This is a genomic window from Chroococcidiopsis cubana SAG 39.79 (assembly GCF_003991895.1).
In the GTDB taxonomy this organism is placed as follows: domain Bacteria; phylum Cyanobacteriota; class Cyanobacteriia; order Cyanobacteriales; family Chroococcidiopsidaceae; genus Chroococcidiopsis; species Chroococcidiopsis thermalis.
This window is the reverse complement of the sequence record NZ_RSCK01000013.1, coordinates 63,347-83,559: the sequence shown is the minus strand read 5'-3', so window position 1 is coordinate 83,559 and position 20,213 is coordinate 63,347. Positions and strand designations below refer to the sequence as shown.

The 20,213-nt window shown below is 45.1% G+C and carries 18 protein-coding genes, 2 pseudogenes and 1 riboswitch; of the genes and pseudogenes, 13 read left to right on the top strand and 7 right to left on the bottom strand.

Annotated elements, in window-relative coordinates; translation table 11 throughout:
• Nucleotides 1-141: 141 nt before the first annotated feature.
• Nucleotides 142-2,052: a 1-deoxy-D-xylulose-5-phosphate synthase gene (gene dxs, locus DSM107010_RS11150; RefSeq protein ID WP_106167820.1), complete on the bottom strand. Its 1,911-nt coding sequence runs from the start codon at nucleotides 2,050-2,052 to the stop codon at nucleotides 142-144.
• A 404-nt stretch (nucleotides 2,053-2,456) separates the two neighbouring features.
• Here dxs and DSM107010_RS11145 point away from each other — a divergent pair, with 404 nt between their 5' ends.
• The 4 genes from DSM107010_RS11145 (at nucleotide 2,457) to DSM107010_RS11130 (ending at nucleotide 5,318) form a co-directional block, all read left to right on the top strand.
• Nucleotides 2,457-3,314, top strand: coding sequence for a trypsin-like serine peptidase (locus DSM107010_RS11145; protein ID WP_181246366.1), 858 nt, complete (start codon nucleotides 2,457-2,459; stop codon nucleotides 3,312-3,314).
• Nucleotides 3,315-3,424: 110 nt separating this feature from the next.
• The gene (locus DSM107010_RS11140; RefSeq protein WP_106167822.1) at nucleotides 3,425-3,808 is read left to right on the top strand and encodes a hypothetical protein; all 384 of its coding nucleotides are present in this window, start codon (nucleotides 3,425-3,427) and stop codon (nucleotides 3,806-3,808) included.
• A gap of 193 nt (nucleotides 3,809-4,001) precedes the next feature.
• Entirely contained in the window at nucleotides 4,002-4,892 is an 891-nt protein-coding gene (locus DSM107010_RS11135) for a trypsin-like serine peptidase (RefSeq protein WP_158631769.1), read from the top strand.
• A gap of 174 nt (nucleotides 4,893-5,066) precedes the next feature.
• The gene (locus tag DSM107010_RS11130) at nucleotides 5,067-5,318 is read left to right on the top strand and encodes a hypothetical protein (protein ID WP_127022968.1); all 252 of its coding nucleotides are present in this window, start codon (nucleotides 5,067-5,069) and stop codon (nucleotides 5,316-5,318) included.
• An 88-nt stretch (nucleotides 5,319-5,406) separates the two neighbouring features.
• Here the strand turns inward: DSM107010_RS11130 and cobS are convergent, their stop codons facing one another.
• The 3 genes from cobS to ftsH3 all read right to left on the bottom strand — a co-directional run bounded on the left by cobS (nucleotide 5,407) and on the right by ftsH3 (nucleotide 8,739).
• Nucleotides 5,407-6,159, bottom strand: coding sequence for an adenosylcobinamide-GDP ribazoletransferase (gene cobS / locus DSM107010_RS11125; protein ID WP_106169765.1), 753 nt, complete (start codon nucleotides 6,157-6,159; stop codon nucleotides 5,407-5,409).
• Nucleotides 6,160-6,292: 133 nt separating this feature from the next.
• Nucleotides 6,293-6,667: a type IV pilus biogenesis protein EbsA gene (gene ebsA / locus DSM107010_RS11120; RefSeq protein WP_015156115.1), complete on the bottom strand. Its 375-nt coding sequence runs from the start codon at nucleotides 6,665-6,667 to the stop codon at nucleotides 6,293-6,295.
• 233 nt (nucleotides 6,668-6,900) lie between these two features.
• Complete coding sequence (gene ftsH3 / locus DSM107010_RS11115; RefSeq protein WP_015156116.1) at nucleotides 6,901-8,739, bottom strand: ATP-dependent zinc metalloprotease FtsH3; 1,839 nt, start codon at nucleotides 8,737-8,739, stop codon at nucleotides 6,901-6,903.
• Between the two features lie 272 nt (nucleotides 8,740-9,011).
• On the opposite strand from ftsH3, the gene DSM107010_RS11110 reads away from it, so the two are divergent.
• A complete protein-coding gene (locus DSM107010_RS11110) occupies nucleotides 9,012-9,869 on the top strand; it encodes an EamA family transporter (RefSeq protein ID WP_106218029.1) in 858 nt (285 codons plus the stop codon).
• Between the two features lie 43 nt (nucleotides 9,870-9,912).
• On the opposite strand, the gene DSM107010_RS11105 is transcribed toward DSM107010_RS11110, so the two are convergent.
• Entirely contained in the window at nucleotides 9,913-10,746 is an 834-nt protein-coding gene (locus tag DSM107010_RS11105; protein ID WP_127022965.1) for an aminotransferase class IV, read from the bottom strand.
• Between the two features lie 189 nt (nucleotides 10,747-10,935).
• On the opposite strand from DSM107010_RS11105, the gene DSM107010_RS11100 reads away from it, so the two are divergent.
• Both DSM107010_RS11100 and DSM107010_RS11095 read left to right on the top strand, forming a co-directional pair.
• Nucleotides 10,936-11,190, top strand: coding sequence for a DUF4212 domain-containing protein (locus DSM107010_RS11100; RefSeq protein WP_015156119.1), 255 nt, complete (start codon nucleotides 10,936-10,938; stop codon nucleotides 11,188-11,190).
• 9 nt (nucleotides 11,191-11,199) lie between these two features.
• Nucleotides 11,200-12,876 (top strand): sodium:solute symporter family protein, encoded by a 1,677-nt coding sequence (locus tag DSM107010_RS11095; RefSeq protein WP_127022962.1) that lies wholly within the window; start codon nucleotides 11,200-11,202, stop codon nucleotides 12,874-12,876.
• A 55-nt stretch (nucleotides 12,877-12,931) separates the two neighbouring features.
• On the opposite strand, the gene DSM107010_RS11090 is transcribed toward DSM107010_RS11095, so the two are convergent.
• A complete protein-coding gene (locus tag DSM107010_RS11090; protein ID WP_127022959.1) occupies nucleotides 12,932-13,537 on the bottom strand; it encodes a hypothetical protein in 606 nt (201 codons plus the stop codon).
• A 942-nt stretch (nucleotides 13,538-14,479) separates the two neighbouring features.
• On the opposite strand from DSM107010_RS11090, the gene DSM107010_RS11080 reads away from it, so the two are divergent.
• From DSM107010_RS11080 to DSM107010_RS11070, 3 genes are all read left to right on the top strand, one after another.
• Nucleotides 14,480-14,938: a tetratricopeptide repeat protein gene (locus tag DSM107010_RS11080; protein WP_241994188.1), complete on the top strand. Its 459-nt coding sequence runs from the start codon at nucleotides 14,480-14,482 to the stop codon at nucleotides 14,936-14,938.
• 61 nt (nucleotides 14,939-14,999) lie between these two features.
• Nucleotides 15,000-15,284, top strand: coding sequence for a tetratricopeptide repeat protein (locus tag DSM107010_RS11075; protein ID WP_106168435.1), 285 nt, complete (start codon nucleotides 15,000-15,002; stop codon nucleotides 15,282-15,284).
• Nucleotides 15,285-15,355: 71 nt separating this feature from the next.
• Nucleotides 15,356-15,643 carry a tetratricopeptide repeat protein gene (locus tag DSM107010_RS11070; protein WP_106168432.1) on the top strand — a complete coding sequence of 96 codons (288 nt, stop codon included), beginning with the start codon at nucleotides 15,356-15,358 and terminating at the stop codon, nucleotides 15,641-15,643.
• A 14-nt stretch (nucleotides 15,644-15,657) separates the two neighbouring features.
• Here the strand turns inward: DSM107010_RS11070 and cimA are convergent, their stop codons facing one another.
• Nucleotides 15,658-17,316, bottom strand: a complete 1,659-nt coding sequence (gene cimA / locus DSM107010_RS11065; protein ID WP_106168433.1) for a citramalate synthase — start codon at nucleotides 17,314-17,316, stop codon at nucleotides 15,658-15,660.
• 94 nt (nucleotides 17,317-17,410) lie between these two features.
• Between cimA and DSM107010_RS11060 the strand changes: the two genes are divergently transcribed.
• The 3 genes and pseudogenes from DSM107010_RS11060 to DSM107010_RS42910 form a co-directional block, all read left to right on the top strand.
• A complete protein-coding gene (locus DSM107010_RS11060) occupies nucleotides 17,411-17,749 on the top strand; it encodes a 2Fe-2S iron-sulfur cluster-binding protein (RefSeq protein WP_106168436.1) in 339 nt (112 codons plus the stop codon).
• A 139-nt stretch (nucleotides 17,750-17,888) separates the two neighbouring features.
• A riboswitch (TPP riboswitch) is annotated at nucleotides 17,889-17,984 on the top strand.
• A gap of 94 nt (nucleotides 17,985-18,078) precedes the next feature.
• A pseudogene (gene thiO, locus DSM107010_RS42915) lies at nucleotides 18,079-19,158 on the top strand (glycine oxidase ThiO); the annotation flags it as partial.
• Between the two features lie 162 nt (nucleotides 19,159-19,320).
• Nucleotides 19,321-20,115, top strand: a pseudogene (locus DSM107010_RS42910) (glycine oxidase ThiO); the annotation flags it as partial.
• Nucleotides 20,116-20,213 lie beyond the last annotated feature (98 nt).

The window sequence follows — 20,213 nt, the reverse complement described above, 5'->3', positions numbered from 1 at the left end:
GCTGGATATAAATTCTTATATATCACTACTCACTACCTACTCTACTCACTCATAACAAATGACGAATGAGGAATGACTATTTACCAATTACCAATTACCAATATAAAAAAGGTGGGCGATCGCCCACCTCAAAATCAAAAATTACGAACCTACAGGAGATAACTGCTGGCTGAAGAACGCTTGACGCACGGTTTCAGCAATTTGCGGACTGGTCAAACCCAAATCGGCTTTCGATTCATTTGGTTCGGCGTGATCTACCAAAGTATCTGGTATGCCAATTCGCTTGACAGGAACGACAACATTTGCATCGAGTAAAGCTTCGGCTACCGCAGAACCAAACCCACCCATCAAGCAGCCTTCTTCTAAAGTCACGACGCGCCCGATTTGTTTTGCCAAAGGTAGAATTAGCTCTGTATCTAAGGGTTTGGCAAAACGAGCATTAATTACCGTGGCTTCAATTCCATGTTCGCGCAAAATTTCTGCGACTTGCATCGCAGGGTGAACCATCGCACCAAAACCAATCAGTAAGAGATCGTCCCCATGTCTGAGGATTTCCCCTTTCCCAATTGGCAAGGATTCCCAACCTTCCTCCATGAGGGGAACGCCGTAACCGTTACCACGTGGATAACGCATGGCGATCGGTCCATCAGTGTAGTTAACTCCAGTAACGACCATCTGCTGCAACTCAGCTTCGTCTTTGGGAGCCATCAAAACCATGTTGGGCAAGCAGCGCAGGTAGGCAATATCGTACATACCTTGGTGCGTCGGACCGTCAGATCCCACAATTCCCGCCCTGTCCATACAGAAAAAGACGGGTAGATTTTGGATGCAGACATCGTGGACTATCTGATCGTAGGCACGTTGCAAGAAAGTCGAGTAGATAGCCACTACAGGACGCATTCCCTCACAAGCCAAGCCAGCGCCTAGAGTGACGGCGTGTTGTTCGGCAATCCCAACATCGACATATTGTTTTGGTAGCTTACTCGCCAGTTTATCCAGTCCCGTTCCAGTTGCCATTGCTGCCGTAATCCCGATAATTTTGGGGTTATTTTCGGCAAGTTTGACCAAAGTATGAGCAAAAACTTTAGAGTAGCCAGGGGGTTTGGGCTTGCTGGAGGGTATGGCTTTACCCGTTGTCAAGTCGAAGGGCGATTGGGCGTGGTATCCCACTTGGTCTTTTTCGGCAATCTCGTAACCTTTCCCTTTAACTGTTGCAACGTGGACGAGTACTGGTCCTTGGATGTGATGTGCTTGCTCGAAGGTCGCAATCAATTCTGCCAGATTATGACCGTCTACTGGTCCGAGATAGGTGAATCCGAGTTCTTCGATAATTGCTCCAACTTTTGACACGGCTAACCGCTTCATGCCACCCTTAAGCCGATGCAGTTCGGGGGTGAGAGATTCACCAACAAAGGGAATGTGTTTAACTTGTTCTTCTAAATTATCGGCAAGAAACTGTACTGGTGCAGAAAGACGCATTTTATTTAAGTAACGAGAGATTGCACCAACATTCGGTGAAATTGACATCTCGTTATCGTTCAATATCACGAGTAAATTTGTCTTAGGCAAGTGTCCGGCGTGGTTGATCGCTTCAAGTGCCATACCACCTGTTAGCGCTCCATCACCAATAATTGCTGCGACTTTAAATTTATCCCCCTTGAGATCTCGTGCCAGTGCCATTCCCAGTGCAGCAGAAATACTCGTAGAAGCATGACCCGCGCCGAAATGGTCGAATTTGCTCTCACAGCGCTTGAGATAGCCAGCAACTCCATCTTTCTGCCGGAGAGTGTGAAACTCACTGTATCGACCAGTAATCAGCTTGTGCGGATAGGCTTGATGTCCGACATCCCAAATCACCTTGTCGCGATCGAGGTCTAATGTTTGGTATAGCGCTAGGGTCAATTCCACCACGCCTAGCCCTGGTCCCAGGTGTCCGCCACTAGCGGCGATCGTTTGCAAGTGTTTTTCGCGAATTTGACGAGCAATTTGTTGTAATTGACGAATCGACAAACCGTGCAACTGATTAGGATGGGTGATTTCACTCAGGTGCATATTGGGTGTTCCCTCTGCGTTGCGTCTTGTGCTTCACCACTCGACTGTTGCCAACTGTCTTGGGTGGAGTCGTAGTGGTGAAGTATGTATTCCTTCCTCAATGTAAAAGATTTCGGGTGCAATGCATATTAGTAAATATTTTCCGTTCGGAGAGTTACCGCGATCGCCCTCTCTAGCTATACCTTAAATTCACATCCTACAGGTTATACCCGAGTTTTAGTCATTAAATTGACATAAAAAGTTGTTGCCTTACCAAGGCTTTAACTCTACTGTGAAGATTGGGTAAATAGCTAGTAAACGGTAGGAAATATGTCATCTACCTTATGTATTAGCTTTCATCCACAAATTAAGGATTATGGATGAAGGTACTCTTTATGAGTAAAAATCTTAATTGCTTAAAGTTTTTGACGAAAAACCGTAGGTTAACTGCCACTATCTTATCGCTCGGCAGTTGTTTGGGAGCGATCGCCTCTACGCTGCAACCCTCGTCCGCAGCCGTAATTGGACAAGACGATCGCATCACGCCGACTTACGAACAGCTAACTAACTCAGTATTGGGAACTGTAGGACGGCTCGCTCTTCAGAAAGCTGACGGAAGTTTTGGTCATTGCACTTTCACGGTTGTTGGTCGTAACATCGGACTGACAAATGCCCATTGCTTGTTAGATGAAAAAGGAGCGCCAATTCAAATAAAAGCTGCTATTGCCGCACAACACAGCGATCGCGCTTTAGCAGTGACCAATGTTGATGTTTATTGGACTGGCAGGGACACCGCTCCTGTAGGTATTGAGGATGTTCCTGGCGATTGGGCGATTGTTCGTTTCACAACCAATCTAGGAGAATTGACAGGCTGGTTGGGTAATACTGATTGGAATCCAAACGATATTAACACTGCTGGTCAAACCGTTGTCGGTCTGACTGCAGGGTATGTTGGCTATCCTCAAGACTGGCCTACTGATGCACGTTTCCAGCCAGGAAATGTTCGCGGCTATACTCCAGCCTTGCACTATGGCTGTACTATTCACAACGTAGAAGGGAGTATATTACTGCATGACTGCGATACTACAGGTGGAACTTCTGGCTCTTCTTTGTTTACAGCAGTGTCACAGACAGACTTCCGTACTATCGGTTTACACTCTGGTGAATATCCAGTGCAAAACCCTTATATCAACTTAGCTGTACCCTTAGAACGGTTCATGCCAGCAGTACTGAAATTGAGGCAGACAGGAGCAGCGTCCGATACAGTAGTTCCTCGCCCCTAAGTTTTTGTTATTCAGAATTTGAAACACTAAATATCTATTCTGTCTTATCTTCACTTAGTCACTATGGCTGGGTTTCACCTAGCCTTTTCTATCCTTTACCTTTTCTGCTAATGAGCATTAAACGCAATCAAAACATATTATTAGGAATTCTTATAACTGCATCTGTTGGCGTAGCAACAACATCTGCGACGATTGCGATCGCTGACGATGACCCAATTTGTTACATCCAGAATAGAGACGGTCGGCAACTTGACCTATCTAAATTATGCGATCGCCCTACACCTGCCAATTCTCCTACTCCAACTACTAATAAACTTCAACCTACTGCTAATACAAGCAATTCCCCAACTAACAGTTCCATTGTCGAAAAAATCGACCCCAAAGCACCAGCAAAAATTCCCCGCGTCGTCACTGACAAACCACCTGATTTTTGGTATCAAGTTCCCGACTTGCCTCATCCACCATTCAAGGGGCGTACTAGCAACAGTCAATAAAACTGTTTCAGCAGGGCATGGAGAAAGAGGTCAATTGCCTAGCTGAAGTTTACAGAAATTTAACTGCATTTACTGTTATTTGTTCTACTGTGAAGATTGGGTAAATAGTTAGTAAATCGTAGTGAATATGTCATCTGCCTTATGTATTAGCTTCGAGCCACAGATTTAAGGAGCATAGATGAAGGTACTCGTTATGAGTCAAAATCTTAATTGCTTAAAGTTTCTGACGAAAAGCCGTCGGTTAGCTGCAACTATCTTATCGCTCGGTAGTTGTTTGGCAGCGATCGCACCAACTGTTCAACCTACAAGAGCAAATATCATCGGGCAAGATGACCGCGTTTTACCTTCCTATCAGTGGTTGACAGCACGACCTCGTGCAGCAGTGGGGCAGCTAGAAACTCAGAGGGCAGATGGAAAATGGGGACATTGTACTTTCACCGTTGTCGGTCGTAATATTGGATTAACAAATAGTCATTGCGTACGAGACGAACAAGGAAGGATACCAGTACAGGCTAAAGCCTATGTCGTGCGCTATGGAACGACTCAATTAGCTGTAGCAAATGTTAATGCTTACTGGACAGGACTGGCAGCTTTTCCTAAAACTCCAGAAGAATGGAGGCGGGATTGGGCAATTATCCGGTTTACCACAAATTTAGGAGACACCACGGGTTGGTATGGTACCGTTGAGTGGAATCGGAACGATATTAACAGTGCAGGAGCAACTGTTGTGGGTCAGCCTACAAACTACATTGGTTATCCTGGTGATTGGCCCACAGATCCAGCATTGAAAGCTTATCAAGGATACTTACCAGCCTTACAGGGTGGCTGTAACATTTTGGGTAAACATCCGCAGCTAGAAGTCCTATTGCATGACTGTGATATCACGCAAGGAACCTCTGGTTCGTCTCTGTTTACTGCGGCTTCAGAAATAGACTTTCGGACTATGGCTTTGAATAACGGTTTTATAGCCTATCCTGATGGCACATCAATTAGTATAGCCGTTCCTCTAGAGCGGTTTATGCCAGCTATTCTTAAACTGAGAGCAACAGGAGCGGCTAGCAGTACAACAGTTATTGCCCCATAAATTACTTCAACCGCACTACTAAAAGCTCTACCACCAATGATCTACAAGCAAATACAATACTTTTTATTACTAGGTTCAGTCACTACTTCGATGTCGCTCGCTGCAACCGCATTTGTATCAGGTGTCAGTGCTAACGAGCTACTCTGCTATATTCAGACTAGGGATGGAAAACAAGTGGATCTCTCTAGAATATGCAACAAGAAGACATCTCCAACTCCTGGGATACCTGGAACTACTAATATCAATCATCCTACTACCACTCCTGCTAATTCGCAGGCAATTCCCAACGAGTCAAAAATACCTGCTATCGATCCAAAAATGCCAGTAAAGGTTCCTCTCATCCTCAAAGACAAACCATCTGCATTGTGGAACTCCGTTCCCGACTTACCTTATCCTGCAATCGAAGGACGGACAATTCGGCATTAAATGAGTAGCTAGTGGCTAGTGGCTGGACTCTTTTCTTGTTATCGATTCCACTAGTCACTGACAACTGATAACTGATAACTGATAACTGTCAAAAAGCTGTCAGCAAGCACAAAAATAAAGCTTCCGTCCATTCCACCACTGCACCGTAGGTATCTCCCGTGTGACCGCCTAACTTATAATTGAGCCAAGCTCCAGTTACAATCGCGATCGCGCTTCCACCTAATGCCATAGCAAGAGACGCTACAATGCGATCGCGGTTTAGCAAGATTTGTACTCCACTAAGACCGAGTAATAATAACAGTCCTGGCAATAAATCCCAATAAGACCGAATCGCTGCTTTGTGAAACGCTCCTTTACCTGTAGGTTTGAGATAAGGATAACAGGCGATCGCGACTTGTTGTCCCCATCGTCCCCAACCACAAGCTGCCATCAATATTAAAGGGCGATAGGTATCGAGATCGGTTAAGGCTGATATTTTTAATATTAGAATGGCGATCGCCACCATTGCTCCAAACGCACCTGTAACGCTATCTGCCATGACTTGTAAGCGTCTTTGCGGATCTTGTACTGCCAAGCCATCAGCAGTATCCATTGCACCATCTAGGTGCAGTCCCCCAGTCAGCGCCATCCAACTCACGACAACTACAGCACTGCGAGTTAGTATGGGTACGCCTAATAAAAATAAGCCCAGATCTAACAATCCCAGAATTCCACCAACAATCAAACCTACCAGCGGTACAAGACACGCTACGCGCTGAAAGTCTAAATTCAATTTAGGGATGGGCAGACAAGTATAAAATGCGATCGCTGCTAGAAAGTCTAATCCAAGTTTTAATATCACAATTTACAAATCTCCCTTTCTAAAGGGAATTGAGGGAGATATAATCTATGTTCTCACCCTCAAGCGATCGCGCCACCAATTATCGATCGCTAGCAGCTAATTGCTCAGAACTACTCATAAAAATCACTATTTGCTATTCTTCAATACGGAGTAGTTTGCGGTAAAAAGGTTTAGAAAAATCTGTACTGCGGCTGCGCTGAAAATTGAGAATGACATCGATTAAATGATCGATATATTCCGAGCTTTGCATTAGCAGCTCGTAACTCAACTCGGCATTATTATCAAATTGTAGCCGACACCGGATCAGGTCTGCTGGTAATGTGGAAATATTCCAAGTTGCTATAAAGGGAATACCATCCGCGCCTTCAATTCTACGCTGTCCTTCCATCACTCCTTTTTTAAACAAACTGATGGCAAGAGGTAAGATATTACGTTTATTGCCTTGAAAATATGGAAGGTAAACTCTTAATTCTTGCTGGTTGGCGGGTTGAAGTTGTTGAATGGACATAGGTGTTAGGGGATAAAATTTACTGGTAGTTGTTGGTTGTTGGTAATTTTGTAGAGACGTTACATGTAACGTCTCTACACTAATAATTGTTTGCTATTTTTCAGTATTCCCAGAAATTACCCTATGACAACACTTACTCGCTGCAATAAAAAAGGTGAGCCTTGCCCACCCTACTATTGAAATAAAAAAAAGGTGAGCCTTGCCCACCCTACTAATGTTGATGTTTTGAACAACTATGCGATCGCAGCCGTTCTAACATCGTTATTTGCTAACAACTCTTGCAATTCGTCTGCATCTACAGTTTCTTTCTCTACTAGCATTTGAGCTAGCCGATCTAGAATGGCACGGTTGTCAGTTAGGACTGATTTTGCTCGCTTGTAAGCGGTATCAACGAGCTGATGCACTTCTTCGTCAATGACGGCGGCTGTCTCTTCGGAAAAGTCGCGTTCGGCAACGATATCGCGTCCGAGGAACATATTACCTTGTTGACGACCGAGAGCAACCGGACCGAGTCGATCGCTCATACCAAAACGAGTGATCATTTGTCTGGCGACTCTAGCGACTTGTTGTAAGTCGTTGGATGCACCAGTGGTGACTTCTTCTTCGCCAAAGATAATTTCTTCGGCAATCCGACCACCTAAAGCTACAGCCATCTGATTTTCTAAATACGAACGGCTGTAAAGTCCGGTGTCCATCCGGTCTTCGCTAGGTGTGAACCAAGTCAAACCACCAGCACGACCGCGAGGAATGATGCTAATTTTCTGTACGGGGTCGTAGTCTGGCATCAGCGCCCCTACGAGAGCGTGACCGGCTTCATGATAGGCAACCAGTTGCTTGCGCTTTTCGCTCATCACGCGGTCTTTCTTCTCTGGACCTGCCAAAACGCGATCGATCGCGTCATTGACTTCATCCATCGAAATTTCGCTCAGGTTGCGTCTAGCAGCTAAAATTGCAGCTTCGTTCAATAGGTTCGATAGGTCTGCACCTGTAAAACCTGGTGTACGACGGGCAATTCTGTCTAGATCTACGTCTTTTGCCAAAGTCTTGCCACGGGCGTGAACTTTGAGGATTTCCAAACGTCCGGCGTAATCGGGTCGATCTACAACGACTTGGCGATCGAAACGACCGGGACGCAATAACGCTGCATCGAGTACGTCTGGGCGGTTAGTCGCAGCAATAATGATGATTCCAGTATTGCCTTCAAAACCATCCATTTCGGTGAGTAACTGGTTCAGGGTTTGCTCCCGTTCGTCGTTACCACCACCTAAACCAGCACCCCGCTGCCGTCCGACAGCATCGATTTCATCGATAAATACGATACAAGGTGCGTTTGCCTTGGCTTGCTCGAATAGGTCGCGGACGCGAGACGCACCTACACCAACGAACATTTCAACGAATTCAGAACCGGAAATTGAGAAGAAGGGAACGCCAGCCTCACCCGCTACAGCACGAGCCAGCAGGGTTTTACCCGTCCCTGGAGGTCCAACTAGCAATACACCTTTAGGAATTTTCGCCCCGACTGCGGTGAAGCGATCTGCATTTTTCAGGAAGTCTACAACTTCGTTTAATTCCAATTTGGCTTGGTCGATTCCAGCTACATCGCCAAATGTTACCTGCGTTTGTGGCTCCATTTGTACCCTGGCTTTAGACTTGCCAAAGTTCATTGCTTGGCTGCCAGGACCATTTTGGGCGCGGCGTAGTAAAAAGAATAAGCCAACTAAAAGCAAGACGGGGACAAATAAGCTGCTTAGGGCTTTAAACCAAAAACCTTCATCAGTTTGAGGTAGAACCGCAATATCAACTCCTCTCTCCGTCAAGATTGAAATTAATTCGGGGTCATCGGGTAAATTAACGATGACTTGGCTGCCATCTTGAGGCTTGACAAGCGCTCTAGTGCGATCGGCACTAAGTCTGACCTGAGCAACTCTACCTTTTTCAACTGCTTGAATAAAATCGCTGTATCGCCATGTCTCTCGACTCTGAGGCTGTTTGTCAAAGAACGCCGTTCCCAGCGCAATGACCACAATTGCCAGTAATGCGTACAGCCCTGCGTTTCTCCACCGTTTATTCACCGAGGGTTAGCCTCCTAAAGCTTACGGGCAAGGGCGTTTTTTTCTTATGTTAATTAATTTTAATCTACCTTAGAAACTTGCCACTTGTCAGGTATCAATTATCAGTGACTGGTGGCTGGTGACTGGCGGCTAGACATAACAATTCAGTTTCCAGCCACTAAGTGCTAGCCACTAGCCACTATTCTTAGGGGTGATTTGTTGCGGCGGCTGATGTTGAATTATGGTGGATTGGGGTTACGCGATCGCACTCCGATCGACGATGTTGGTGAACGATGAAAAAGATTGGTTCTCAGCCTACTCTATCGCCTACGAGTTTGGTGCTGCTGTCGATCGCCTCGACTCAGTTAGGTTCGGCGATCGCGAAAACATTATTTAATACGCTCAGTCCTGCTGCTGTGGTGCTGTTACGGGTGGGTTTCGCAGCGGTGGTGTTGCTGGTGCTGTGGCGATCGCAAATTAAGGGTATTCAGCGTCGGAACTACGGGGTGCTGATTTTATTTGGTTTGGCTCTGGGTTTGATGAATCTCTCATTTTATTTAGCGATCGAGCGGATTCCGATTGGGATTGCGGTGGCGCTGGAGTTTCTTGGTCCTTTGGGAGTGGCGATCGCCAATTCTCGGCGCTTGCTCGATTTGTTGTGGGTGTTGCTGGCTGGATGCGGGATCGTGTTGCTGGCTCCAATTGGTGGTTTGAGTGTCAATCTGACTGGAATTATTTTGGCGCTGACGGCGGGGGGATTTTGGGCAGCTTATATTCTCCTTTCTGCCAAAGTGGGGCGGGTTGTTCCTGGAGGCGTGGGGCTGGCTTTGGCGATGGCTGTGGCGGCGATCGTCATTTTGCCAATGGGAATTGTTACGGGTGGCTCGGCGCTGTTAAATCCACAAATGTTATTTCTTGGGTTTGGGGTGGCGATTCTGTCTTCGGCGATTCCATACTCGTTTGAGTTAGAGGCGTTACGGTGGCTACCTGTAAGGGTGTTTGGCGTGTTGTTGAGTTTGGAGCCTGTGGCGGCGGCTGTTATTGGTTTTATTGTTTTGCGGGAAACTTTGGAGTTGCGGGCAATAATGGCGATCGCTTTGGTGACAGTTGCGGCGGGTGGGGCTTCTCTTTATGGGAGTAGGGGAAGATGATGTCGCGCAAAGACGCAGAGGCGCTAAGAGGAATAGGAAGATTTCATTCGTGCTGAAATAGTTTTTGTAAGTTTGTCAAAGCTGGATGATGGGGGTTGTAGTTTAGCTGATTTATTTTTTCTTGCCCTCGCTCCTCACTCCTGACTCCTCGCTCCTCAAATATGGTGTGGATGGGAATGAGTTCTACAATACTGTTGCTGTAGGCGATCGCTTCCATTTTTGCAGCTACGTCTGGTGTCCAGGGTTGTTCAATAACTTGTTGGTTTTGATTTTTGAGCCAGTCTATGAGTTGCGATCGCATGACTCCTGGTAAAATTTCTGCTTCTAGTGGTGGTGTCCACCAGTTACCGTCTTGCCATCCCCACAAATTACCTGTGCTGGTTTCTAGCCAGTTACCGTTGGCATCGACAAGAATTGCTTCGCTGGCTGTTATGTGTTGGGCTTTTATCTTGGCTAGCCACGCACCTAAGTAGTTACCTGTTTTATGGGTGGGTAAAAAGCGGTGAACTTCTTCTCCAGATATTAAGCTAGCTGCTACCCCATGTCTTTGCTTTTCTGTCAAGTCCCGTGGTAGCGATCGCCCAGTTATCCACTCTCTGCCGTCAGGAAAGATTGTGACTCTCAATACGGGAAAATCTTGCAGTAAGATTTCTGCCCCTTGTCGAACTTTCTGCCAGTTTGGTTCTTGCCAGTCTAAGAATTGAATGCTGGAGCGGAGGCGATCGCAATGCCTTTTCCAGTTGGTTAAGGGGCGATCGAGCGACTGACAATAAACTCGTAGGGTAGTAAACACGGTTGCTCCATACAATAAACCTGGATCGTCAACCGCTAACTCGATGACATTTGTTGTGATTAAGTCGCCGTTATACCAAAAAATTGCCGTTGCCTCAGTTTACTTGTCTTTAAGTTTTAATTTCTTTGTCAGTTAATTCATGCTTTCTTGCAACTGAAAAGCAAACTTTTTTTGTAATGATTAGATTGTTAAGTTTTAAACTATTTTTACAGCCAAAGCCTTGCGTTTTTACATCTTAATTCATATCATTTCACAAATTCAATTTATAAAACTATGGATAGAGATAGACAAGAAGCATACTGGCGGGCAAACACGGCTTTAATTCGGAATCTATTAATTGTTTGGGCGCTGGTATCCCTGGTGTTTAGCATCCTGTTAGCACAGCCGTTGAATGCAATCCGACTTGGAAGCGTTCCTCTAGGCTTTTGGATGGCACAGCAAGGCTCGATCTTAACTTTCGTAGTATTGATTTTTATCTATGCTTTTCAGATGGACAAGCTCGATCGCAAATATGGGATTAGAAAGTGAGGGAAAATCATGTCAGCAGAGCTTTGGACGATTATTTTAGTTGCCCTCTCTTTTCTACTGTATCTTTACATCGGTTGGCGATCGCGCGTCAAAGATAGTTCTGGCTTTTACGTCGCTGGGCAAGGTGTCCCCCAGATTGCAAATGGGGCGGCGACAGCGGCGGATTGGATGTCGGCGGCTTCTTTTATCTCGATGGCGGGGTTAATTTCGACTCTGGGCTACGATGGCTCGATTTATCTGATGGGTTGGACTGGCGGTTACGTGTTGCTGGCACTCCTACTTGCTCCATATCTGCGCAAGTTTGGTAAGTATACCGTGCCGGATTTTGTCGGCGATCGCTATTATTCTAATGCTGCTAGGTTAGTCGCGGTTGTTGCTGCTTTATTTGTCTCTTTAACTTATGTCGCCGGACAGATGCGGGGTGTCGGAATTGTTTTCAGCCGCTTTCTCCAAGTCGATATCAGCACGGGTGTGATTATTGGGATGGTGGTAGTGGCGTTCTTCTCAGTTTTGGGCGGAATGAAAGGCATCACCTGGACGCAAGTAGCCCAGTATGGTGTATTAATTGTGGCTTATTTGATTCCCGCAGCGGCGATCGCTTATATTCTCACTGGCAATCCAATTCCGCAACTCGCCTTTACTTTTAGCGATATTGTGGGCAAGCTGAATCAAATTCAGTTGGATTTGGGTTTTAAAGAGTACTCGCAACCATTTGCTAACAGATCTCAGTTGGACGTGCTGTTCACTACCCTCGCCTTGATGGTAGGGACGGCAGGACTACCCCACGTAATTGTTAGATTCTACACGGTGACTAACGTCAGAGCGGCACGTTATTCAGCAGGTTGGGCGCTGTTGTTTATCGCCCTACTTTATACCAGCGCTCCCGCCTTGGCAACTTTCGCCCGTTACAACTTAATTAGCACTTTGCACAACCAGCCAATTACCGAAGTGCGACAGTTAGACTGGGCGAATAAATGGGAAAAAACCAAGTTATTAACCTTTGACGACAAGAACAATGACGGACGAATTGAGCTAACACCAGATAAAAATACGAGCGAAATTACGATTGACCCCGATATTATTGTCTTGTCTACGCCAGAAGTGGCTAGGTTAGCTCCTTGGGTCATCGGACTGGTCGCTGCTGGGGGATTAGCCGCAGCTTTATCTACGGCTAGTGGTTTGCTGTTGGTGATTTCTAGTTCTGTGGCGCACGATATTTACTACCGCATCATTAATCCCAACGCTTCGGAAACCCAAAGGGTGTTTGTCGGTCGGATTATGGTCGGGTTAGCCGTGGTGCTGGCGGGATATTTTGGGATTAATCCGCCGGGTTTTGTGGCGCAAGTGGTAGCGTTTGCGTTTGGGTTAGCTGCTGCTAGCTTTTTCCCTGCCATTGTTCTCGGGATTTTTGACAAACGAACGAATCGAGAAGGGGCGATCGCAGGTATCGTAGTCGGTCTAATCTTCACCCTATTCTACATCGTCGGGGTAAAATTCTACGGAATGCAACCTTGGTTATTTGGGATTTCTCCTGAAGGAATTGGTACGGTGGGGATGATAATTAACTTCATCGTCACGCTGGTGGTTTCACGCCTGACTCCACCACCACCAATTGCCGTACAAGAAATGGTAGAAGATTTACGTTCTCCTGCGGGGGCAGAATTACCTATTGAGTCTGTCCATTAATTTGAATTTGTAGACTGTAGGTAGGGGCGCATAGCTATGCGCCCTTATTATGTCTTTATCCTAGCGTGAGGTAATCTATTCGTTCAAAGTCACTGCGTTCTAAATTTTCTAATTCAGGACCCAGCAGTCGCACGTAACCTTGCTGATTCTCAACTCGACGTATAGCTGGGATATAAATATCTTGCTCGACCATAAAATCATAAATAAATCCGTATACACTTCCCATGTCTTCACGTTGAAGCTGACGATTTTGAGATTGGAAGTAAAAAGAAATATCTTCTTCAAAGTCTAACGTTTCTATAAAGTTGCCGTTTTCATATAATTCATATCCAATATAGCCACCCGTATCGCTCACTCTATAGTAAACTGTGCGAGTTTGCAGCAGACTAGAAAGAGTTTGAGTATCTTTTTTGTCGAGTGGAGTACAACCTGGTACAAAACCGAAGTTATAAATTGATGTCCAAGTTTGTTCTTGAAATTGAAATACAATAAAGCCTTGACCTGTAGTTACTATTTCGCGATCGTACACATCCTGTTCCCATCTCTCCGCTTGTCTTACTCGAACAAAGGCTGATGCGACAGTTTCTATTGGGGCTTTAACGAAAACAAAAGTTTGATTTAAATCAATAGATTCAATCCCTCTTTTCTGTTCTAGAACCATATTTTTGTCTGATTGTAAAAACGAGGTAAAAGCATTAATTTGAATGAATATAAATAAATGCATAGGGCAATGATAACACTAAGCCCTATGCTTGGATTGAGATATAGCTCAGATAATCTCTAGTCTATTAATTAATCTGGATCTGAATTTGATGGATTCAAGAAAAGTCTTCCAGGCATTCCAGGACCTATTGATTCTGGAAGCGTTAGATTGAGAATATAAACTTCAGGATTTCTCAGCGAAGCTTGACCAAGCTGGAGGTTATTGAAACTACCTGGAACTTCACAGCCTATAGAGTGCCAGACACCAACACGTTTCGTAGAAGCCTCAAACCTTGTTTTTGTGCTAATCTCCCTTACATCTGCGGTAGTAAGAAAAATCATTGCTGGTATTCTTCCTGCATCTGCTGCATCACTCCTACTAAGAGCATCAAGAAAACCTAGAATTTGGTAATCATCATAACTAGGGGTAGTAGACCTCCACTTAATGCTTTAACTTCGTAAAACACGCTCTTGTCATATGTTAAAGGTGAACCCAAAGGAAGGTTCTGAATTACAAGTGGAAGCACACCATCTGATACTACGTTTACTAATTTACCATTTGTCTTGTCTCTCCTTTGGGGTGATTCAAATTTTCGGTATTTTCTGGAATTGGAATACCTAGTCTGATAGTAGCTAGTGCAAAGTGTAGATATCTTCATAGATTGACAAAGATAAACGCTCAAATATAGAGCAGCAAAACAAAAATACAAAATAAACTTAACTCTATTTTTCTCAATACTATCAGTGTGATTTTACTGAAAACATTTACTCGTACTTGCTAGCTAAATTAGGTAAAACTACAGTAATTTTATAAAATTGATTATGCTTTGAGAAATAAAAGCAAAAATAGTAATGTAAATTTTATATATAGGTGATATAAATAATAATTAAGTTTTTATATTTGGTTGTTACTGTTTTTTCTACTACAATGTCGATTCTATCTTTTCTTCAAAATGTATCAACAGCTCAAGAGTATCCAGGTTGCTTTATAATTGGTTCAGATGGCAAGATAGTTAGCCTTGACCCTCTATACAAAAAGCGTAATGACGAGAAGAAATTAAGAATTGCAATGAAAGCCAACGAACTTTATCATCAGGGAATTGAATTAGGTCGTAAAGGATTTTATAAGGAAGCAATTTCTAATTATACTCAAGCAATTAATCTCAATCCTGATTTTGCAGAGGCTTATGTTTCTCGTGCTACCGTTCGATATTTAACAGAAGATGAACAGGGAGGTTTTGAAGACCTCAATAAGGCTTTGAATATATATAAGGATAGGGGAGATACACAAAGATATAATATCGTTCTCGATATGGTTCAGCATATACGAAGAGAGGCTGAATGGGAGAAAAACCTCTAGTTATTCCAACTTATTGAAGAAGTTCAGATGTAACGTTCTAAAAATAGAATTAAAGGATATAGTGAAAGCCAACGAATTTTATCAACAAGGGAGTGACCGAGCTAGAAGAGGGCTTTATAAAGAAGCATTTGAGGATTTCACTCAAGCAATTAATCTCAATCCTGGTTTTGTAGAAGCCTATATGATCCGTGCAGATACTCGAACTCTACTAGGAGACAAACAGGGGGCAGTGACAGATTTTCAAAAAGCTATAGACATTTATAAGGCTAGAGGAAGAGCCGACATAGCTGATATGCTTTTAACACCATTACAGGCACTAAAAAATGAAATTGAATGGGGTGAGTAAGCTTAAATAAGTTCCTTTTTTTTGAAGAAATTTGTCTATAAGATAATAAAAGTGAGAGTTTAAAAAATCTCATGAAAGCCAACGAATTTTATCAACAAGGGATTGATCGAGGTAGAAAAGGTCAATACAAAGAAGCATTTGACGATCTTACTCAAGCCATTAATCTCAATCCTGAGTTTGCAGAAGCTTATATTTACCGCGCTCATGCTAGAACTGGAATAGAAGATAAACAGGGGGCAGTGGCAGATTTTCAAAAAGCTATAGATATCTACAAATCTAGAGGAAGATCGGATATAGCCGATCTGCTTCTAACACCATTACAGGCACTAAAAAATGAAATTGAATGGGGTGACGAATAATCAATAAAATTAGCCTAACTAGAAGCACTTAATACTGTTTCTGCCATCATATGCAACATTAATCCGTATTCCAATCCTTCTACAACTGCCTGATAAGAAGCTTCTAAAATATTAGGAGAAACACCAACGGTCGTCCAACGCTGATGACCGTTTTTTGATTCTACTAAGACGCGAGTTTTTGCTGCCGTACCGCTGTGTCCGTCTAAAATTCTGACTTTGTAATCGCTTAATTCAAACTGAGCAATTTGTGGATAAAAGTTAACTAAAGCTTTTCTTAACGCCCTGTCTAATGCTGCTACAGGACCATTTCCCTCGGCGGCTTCGAGAATGTCTTGACCGTTGACAGTTAGTTTAACAGTAGCGAGGGCATTAGTATTCGTTCGCCCTTCGACTAAATCGCAGTGAACTTGAAAGCCTTTAATTTCAAAAAATTGCTGTCGTTTACCTAAAGCCTCGCGCATGAGGAGATCGAAACTGGCTTCAGCAGCTTCAAATTGATAGCCTTCACTTTCTAATTCTTTCAAGCGTTGCAGAATTTGTCGTGCTGTGGGGTTATGTTTATCTAATTCAATCCCAAAAGTACGGGCTTTGGCGACGACATTGCTAATTCCTGCTTGGTCAGAAATCACGATACGGCGGCGATTGCCAATTTGTTCTGGTTGAATATGTTCGTAGGTAAGGGGATTGCGTTCTACAGCCGAGACATGGATACCCCCCTTATGGGCAAAGGCAGAACGCCCTACAAAAGGTGCGTGTTCGTCAGGGGCAAGGTTGACAACTTCGCTGACAAAACGACTGACTTCAGTTAGTTGAGGCATTTGTGCGTCAGCAAGGCATTGGTATCCGAGTTTGAGCTGTAAGTTAGGGATGAGAGAACAGAGGTTAGCATTACCGCAGCGTTCGCCGTAGCCGTTGATCGTCCCCTGTACCATCTTCGCCCCTTCCATCACAGCGGCGATCGCATTGGCGACAGCTGTATCGGAATCGTTGTGGGTATGGATTCCTATTTGGGGAATGGGTAGGGGCGCACAGCTGTGCGCCCCTACAGAAATAAATGAGGCTACGTCGCGAACAATAGAACTAATTTCATGTGGGAGAGTCCCGCCGTTGGTGTCGCACAGGACGAGCCATTCTGCGCCAGAGGCGATCGCGGCTGCTAGCGTTTTTAAGGCATAATCGCGATTGTGTTTATAGCCATCAAACCAGTGTTCGGCATCGTAAATGACTCGTCGCCCTTGGCTGCGAAGGTAGGCAACTGTATCGCGAATCATCTCTAAATTTTCTTCCAGGCTGCATTTTAGCCCTTCTGTAACGTGGAGATCCCAAGATTTACCAAAAATTGTCACCCAACGAGTTCCAGCAGCCAGAATCGCTTGCAGGAGTGAATCTTCAGCCGCACTAACATGGGGGCGACGGGTAGAACAAAAAGCAACGACTTCGGCTTGCTTGAGGGGCTCTTCCTTCAACTGCCAGAAAAATTGTACGTCTCTAGGATTTGCCCCAGGCCATCCACCTTCAATAAAGGGAACGCCCAATTGGTCGAGTTGGCGGGCAATGCGTAATTTATCCTCTAAGGATACAGACAAGCCTTCACGCTGCGTACCGTCGCGTAGGGTTGTATCGTAAATCCAGATCTGGTTTGGGTTGGAGGCGAGGGGTAATGCTTCGGTCATAGGGAAAGAACAAACACAGGAAAGCTCGAACTCTAGAAAGCGATATTCTGATTTTAGGTAGAACTAGATGGTGGAGTCGCTAGCTAACATGGATATGGTAAAGGTAATTGCTCAAGGTAAAACAATTGAATGCGATCGCGGCGCTAATTTACGACAAGTCTTGCTTAAGCATGACATTGAGTTGTACAACGGTGGCGCTAAAGTTATCAATTGTCACGGTATTGGCAGTTGCGGTACTTGTGCGGTGTTAGTCGAAGGCGAAGTTTCCGAACCAAATTGGCAAGATAAAACCCGTCGCTCCCTTCCTCCCCATTCTCCCACGCGCAACCTAAGGTTAGCGTGCCAGACAAAAGTTTTAGGTGATGTAAAGGTAACAAAATTTGACGGCTTCTGGGGACAAGGTACGGAAACTGTGTGGAATTCGGAATTATAGAAAGTGAAAGCTGAGGGGTTTATTGATGGAGATGATCTGCGTTTTTCCTGTCGATGTGTTATGTAGCGAACTACTATGACAATAGGGATAACATGAGAAGCTATCCACATTTTCCGCTTATCCGCGTGCTAGGATAGTCAACCATAGCTAGGGGTGTCTGGGGAACCAGGCTGAGATAGTCCCTTAGAACCTGAGACTGGGTAATACCAGCGGAGGGAAGCTGTTTATGAGAACTCAAGATATATACAGAATGGCTGGCGAAGCATTGCAGGTAAAAGCGATCGCTCAATTTCTCGCCTCTTGCCTAACTCACAAATGACAAATGACAAATGACAAATGACATTTTAATTATTGGTGGCGGGGTCGTTGGTTTGGCGATCGCCGTTGAGTTAAGATTGCGCGGTGCATCTGTCACTTTACTCTGTCGCGATTTTCATGCTGCGGCAAGTCATGCAGCGGCGGGAATGCTAGCGCCTCAAGCCGAGCAAATCCCTCCAGGGGCAATGTTAGATCTGTGTTTGCGATCGCGATCGCTCTACCCCGAATGGACGCGCAAGCTAGAAGAAATTAGCGGTAAACCAACAGGTTACTGGGCTTGCGGCATTCTCGCGCCTGTTTATGAAGATGTAGGGGCGCACAGCCGTACACTCCTACAAGAAAATAATTCTTCCCCCGCTTACTATCTCGATAAAGAGGCAATCCACCTCTATCAACCAGGATTGAGTGAAGCAGTTGAGGGCGGTTGGTGGTATCCCGAAGATGCTCAAGTCGATAATCGGGCTTTGACTTTGGCTTTATGGTCGGCAGCAGAATCGTTGGGCGTAGATTTGCACGATGGAATTGCTGTTGAAGGCATTTTACAGCATCAAGGGCGAGTTATTGGCGTTCAGACTGCCAGTGGCAACTTCTCAGCCGATCGCTATATCCTGGCATCCGGTGCTTGGTCGTCAGAGTTGTTACCTTTACCCGTGCGTCCGAAAAAAGGGCAAATGCTATCGGTACAAATACCAGATAGCGATCGCGCTGATGCGATGCTCCAGCGGGTTTTGTATGCTTCAGATGTCTACATCGTACCGCGCCGCGAACGCCGCATTATTATTGGTGCTACCAGTGAAGATGTAGGATTTACCCCTTATAATACCCCAGCGGGAATTCAAACTTTACTGCAACGAGCCATTCGGATCTATCCCCAGTTACAAGATTATCCAATTCGCGAATTTTGGTGGGGTTTTCGTCCTGCGACTCCTGACGAACTACCCATTTTAGGAAATAGCCCCTGCTCGAATCTTACCTTAGCCACTGGTCACTATCGCAACGGTATCCTCCTCGCACCCATCACTGCCAAGTTAATTGCTGACTTATGGGAACAAAAATTAGATCCTTTGCTAGAGAGTTTTAGTTATTTGCGATTTCTTGGCGAGAGTTGGAAGTCGGGAGTCGGGAGTCGGGAGAAGAGAGCTGAGGGAGCTGAGGGAGACATTGCCAACTACCAATTACCAACTACCAATTACCAATTACCAATTACCAACAATTCACAAATGCAAACCTTAGATCTATCACAGCAACAGTCCCTCGATCGCCCTTTAGTGATTGCCGATCGCACTTTTTCTTCCCGCTTGATGACTGGTACTGGTAAGTATCGCAACGTAGAAGAGATGCAGCAAAGCGTGGTTGCTAGCGGTTGTCAAATTGTCACCGTTGCTGTGCGACGAGTGCAAACAAAAGCACCTGGACATGAAAATTTAGCTGAGGCTTTGGATTGGACAAAGCTGTGGATGTTGCCCAATACCGCTGGTTGTCAGACGGCGGAAGAAGCAATTCGCGTTGCTCGTTTGGGGCGCGAGATGGCGAAGGTTTTAGGACAAGAAGATAACAATTTTGTCAAGTTAGAAGTGATTCCCGATCCAAAATATTTGCTGCCCGATCCGATCGGGACTTTACAAGCAGCAGAACAACTGGTGAAGGAAGGTTTCGCCGTATTACCTTACATCAATGCCGATCCAATGCTGGCGAAACGCTTGGAGGAAGTCGGCTGCGTGACTGTGATGCCTTTGGCTTCTCCAATTGGTTCTGGACAAGGATTGAAAACAACGGCAAATATTCAAATCATCATTGAAAATGCTGGCGTACCAGTGGTGGTAGATGCGGGAATTGGCACGCCTAGCGAAGCCGCGCAAGCAATGGAGTTGGGGGCAGATGCTTTACTGATTAACACGGCGATCGCCCAAGCTAAGAACCCTCCTGCTATGGCACGCGGTATGAAACTAGCCACCGAAGCCGGACGACTCGCCTACCTCGCCGGACGAATACCAATTAAAGATTACGCGATCGCTAGTTCCCCTCTTAGCGGCACTGTCACGAGCTAAAGCGGTTGTTTCCCCAACTCCTGTAAGGGCGTACAGCCGTGCGCCCCTACCGACTCCCGTATATGTAAATTTTCTTAACTAAAGTATGAGAGTATTTC

Bases quoted from the DNA above. Each gene is read 5' to 3' on its own strand.
- DSM107010_RS11135 (WP_158631769.1), top strand. From the start codon at position 4,002: ATGAGTCAAAATCTTAATTGCTTAAAGTTTCTGACGAAAAGCCGTCGG.
- DSM107010_RS11095 (WP_127022962.1), top strand. From the start codon at position 11,200: ATGTCAGCAGAGCTTTGGACGATTATTTTAGTTGCCCTCTCTTTTCTA.
- ebsA (WP_015156115.1), bottom strand. From the start codon at position 6,667: ATGTCCATTCAACAACTTCAACCCGCCAACCAGCAAGAATTAAGAGTT.
- DSM107010_RS11060 (WP_106168436.1), top strand. From the start codon at position 17,411: ATGGTAAAGGTAATTGCTCAAGGTAAAACAATTGAATGCGATCGCGGC.
- DSM107010_RS11110 (WP_106218029.1), top strand. From the start codon at position 9,012: ATGAAAAAGATTGGTTCTCAGCCTACTCTATCGCCTACGAGTTTGGTG.
- DSM107010_RS11070 (WP_106168432.1), top strand. From the start codon at position 15,356: ATGAAAGCCAACGAATTTTATCAACAAGGGATTGATCGAGGTAGAAAA.
- DSM107010_RS11090 (WP_127022959.1), bottom strand. From the start codon at position 13,537: ATGGTTCTAGAACAGAAAAGAGGGATTGAATCTATTGATTTAAATCAA.
- DSM107010_RS11140 (WP_106167822.1), top strand. From the start codon at position 3,425: ATGAGCATTAAACGCAATCAAAACATATTATTAGGAATTCTTATAACT.
- dxs (WP_106167820.1), bottom strand. From the start codon at position 2,052: ATGCACCTGAGTGAAATCACCCATCCTAATCAGTTGCACGGTTTGTCG.
- cimA (WP_106168433.1), bottom strand. From the start codon at position 17,316: ATGACCGAAGCATTACCCCTCGCCTCCAACCCAAACCAGATCTGGATT.
- DSM107010_RS11100 (WP_015156119.1), top strand. From the start codon at position 10,936: ATGGATAGAGATAGACAAGAAGCATACTGGCGGGCAAACACGGCTTTA.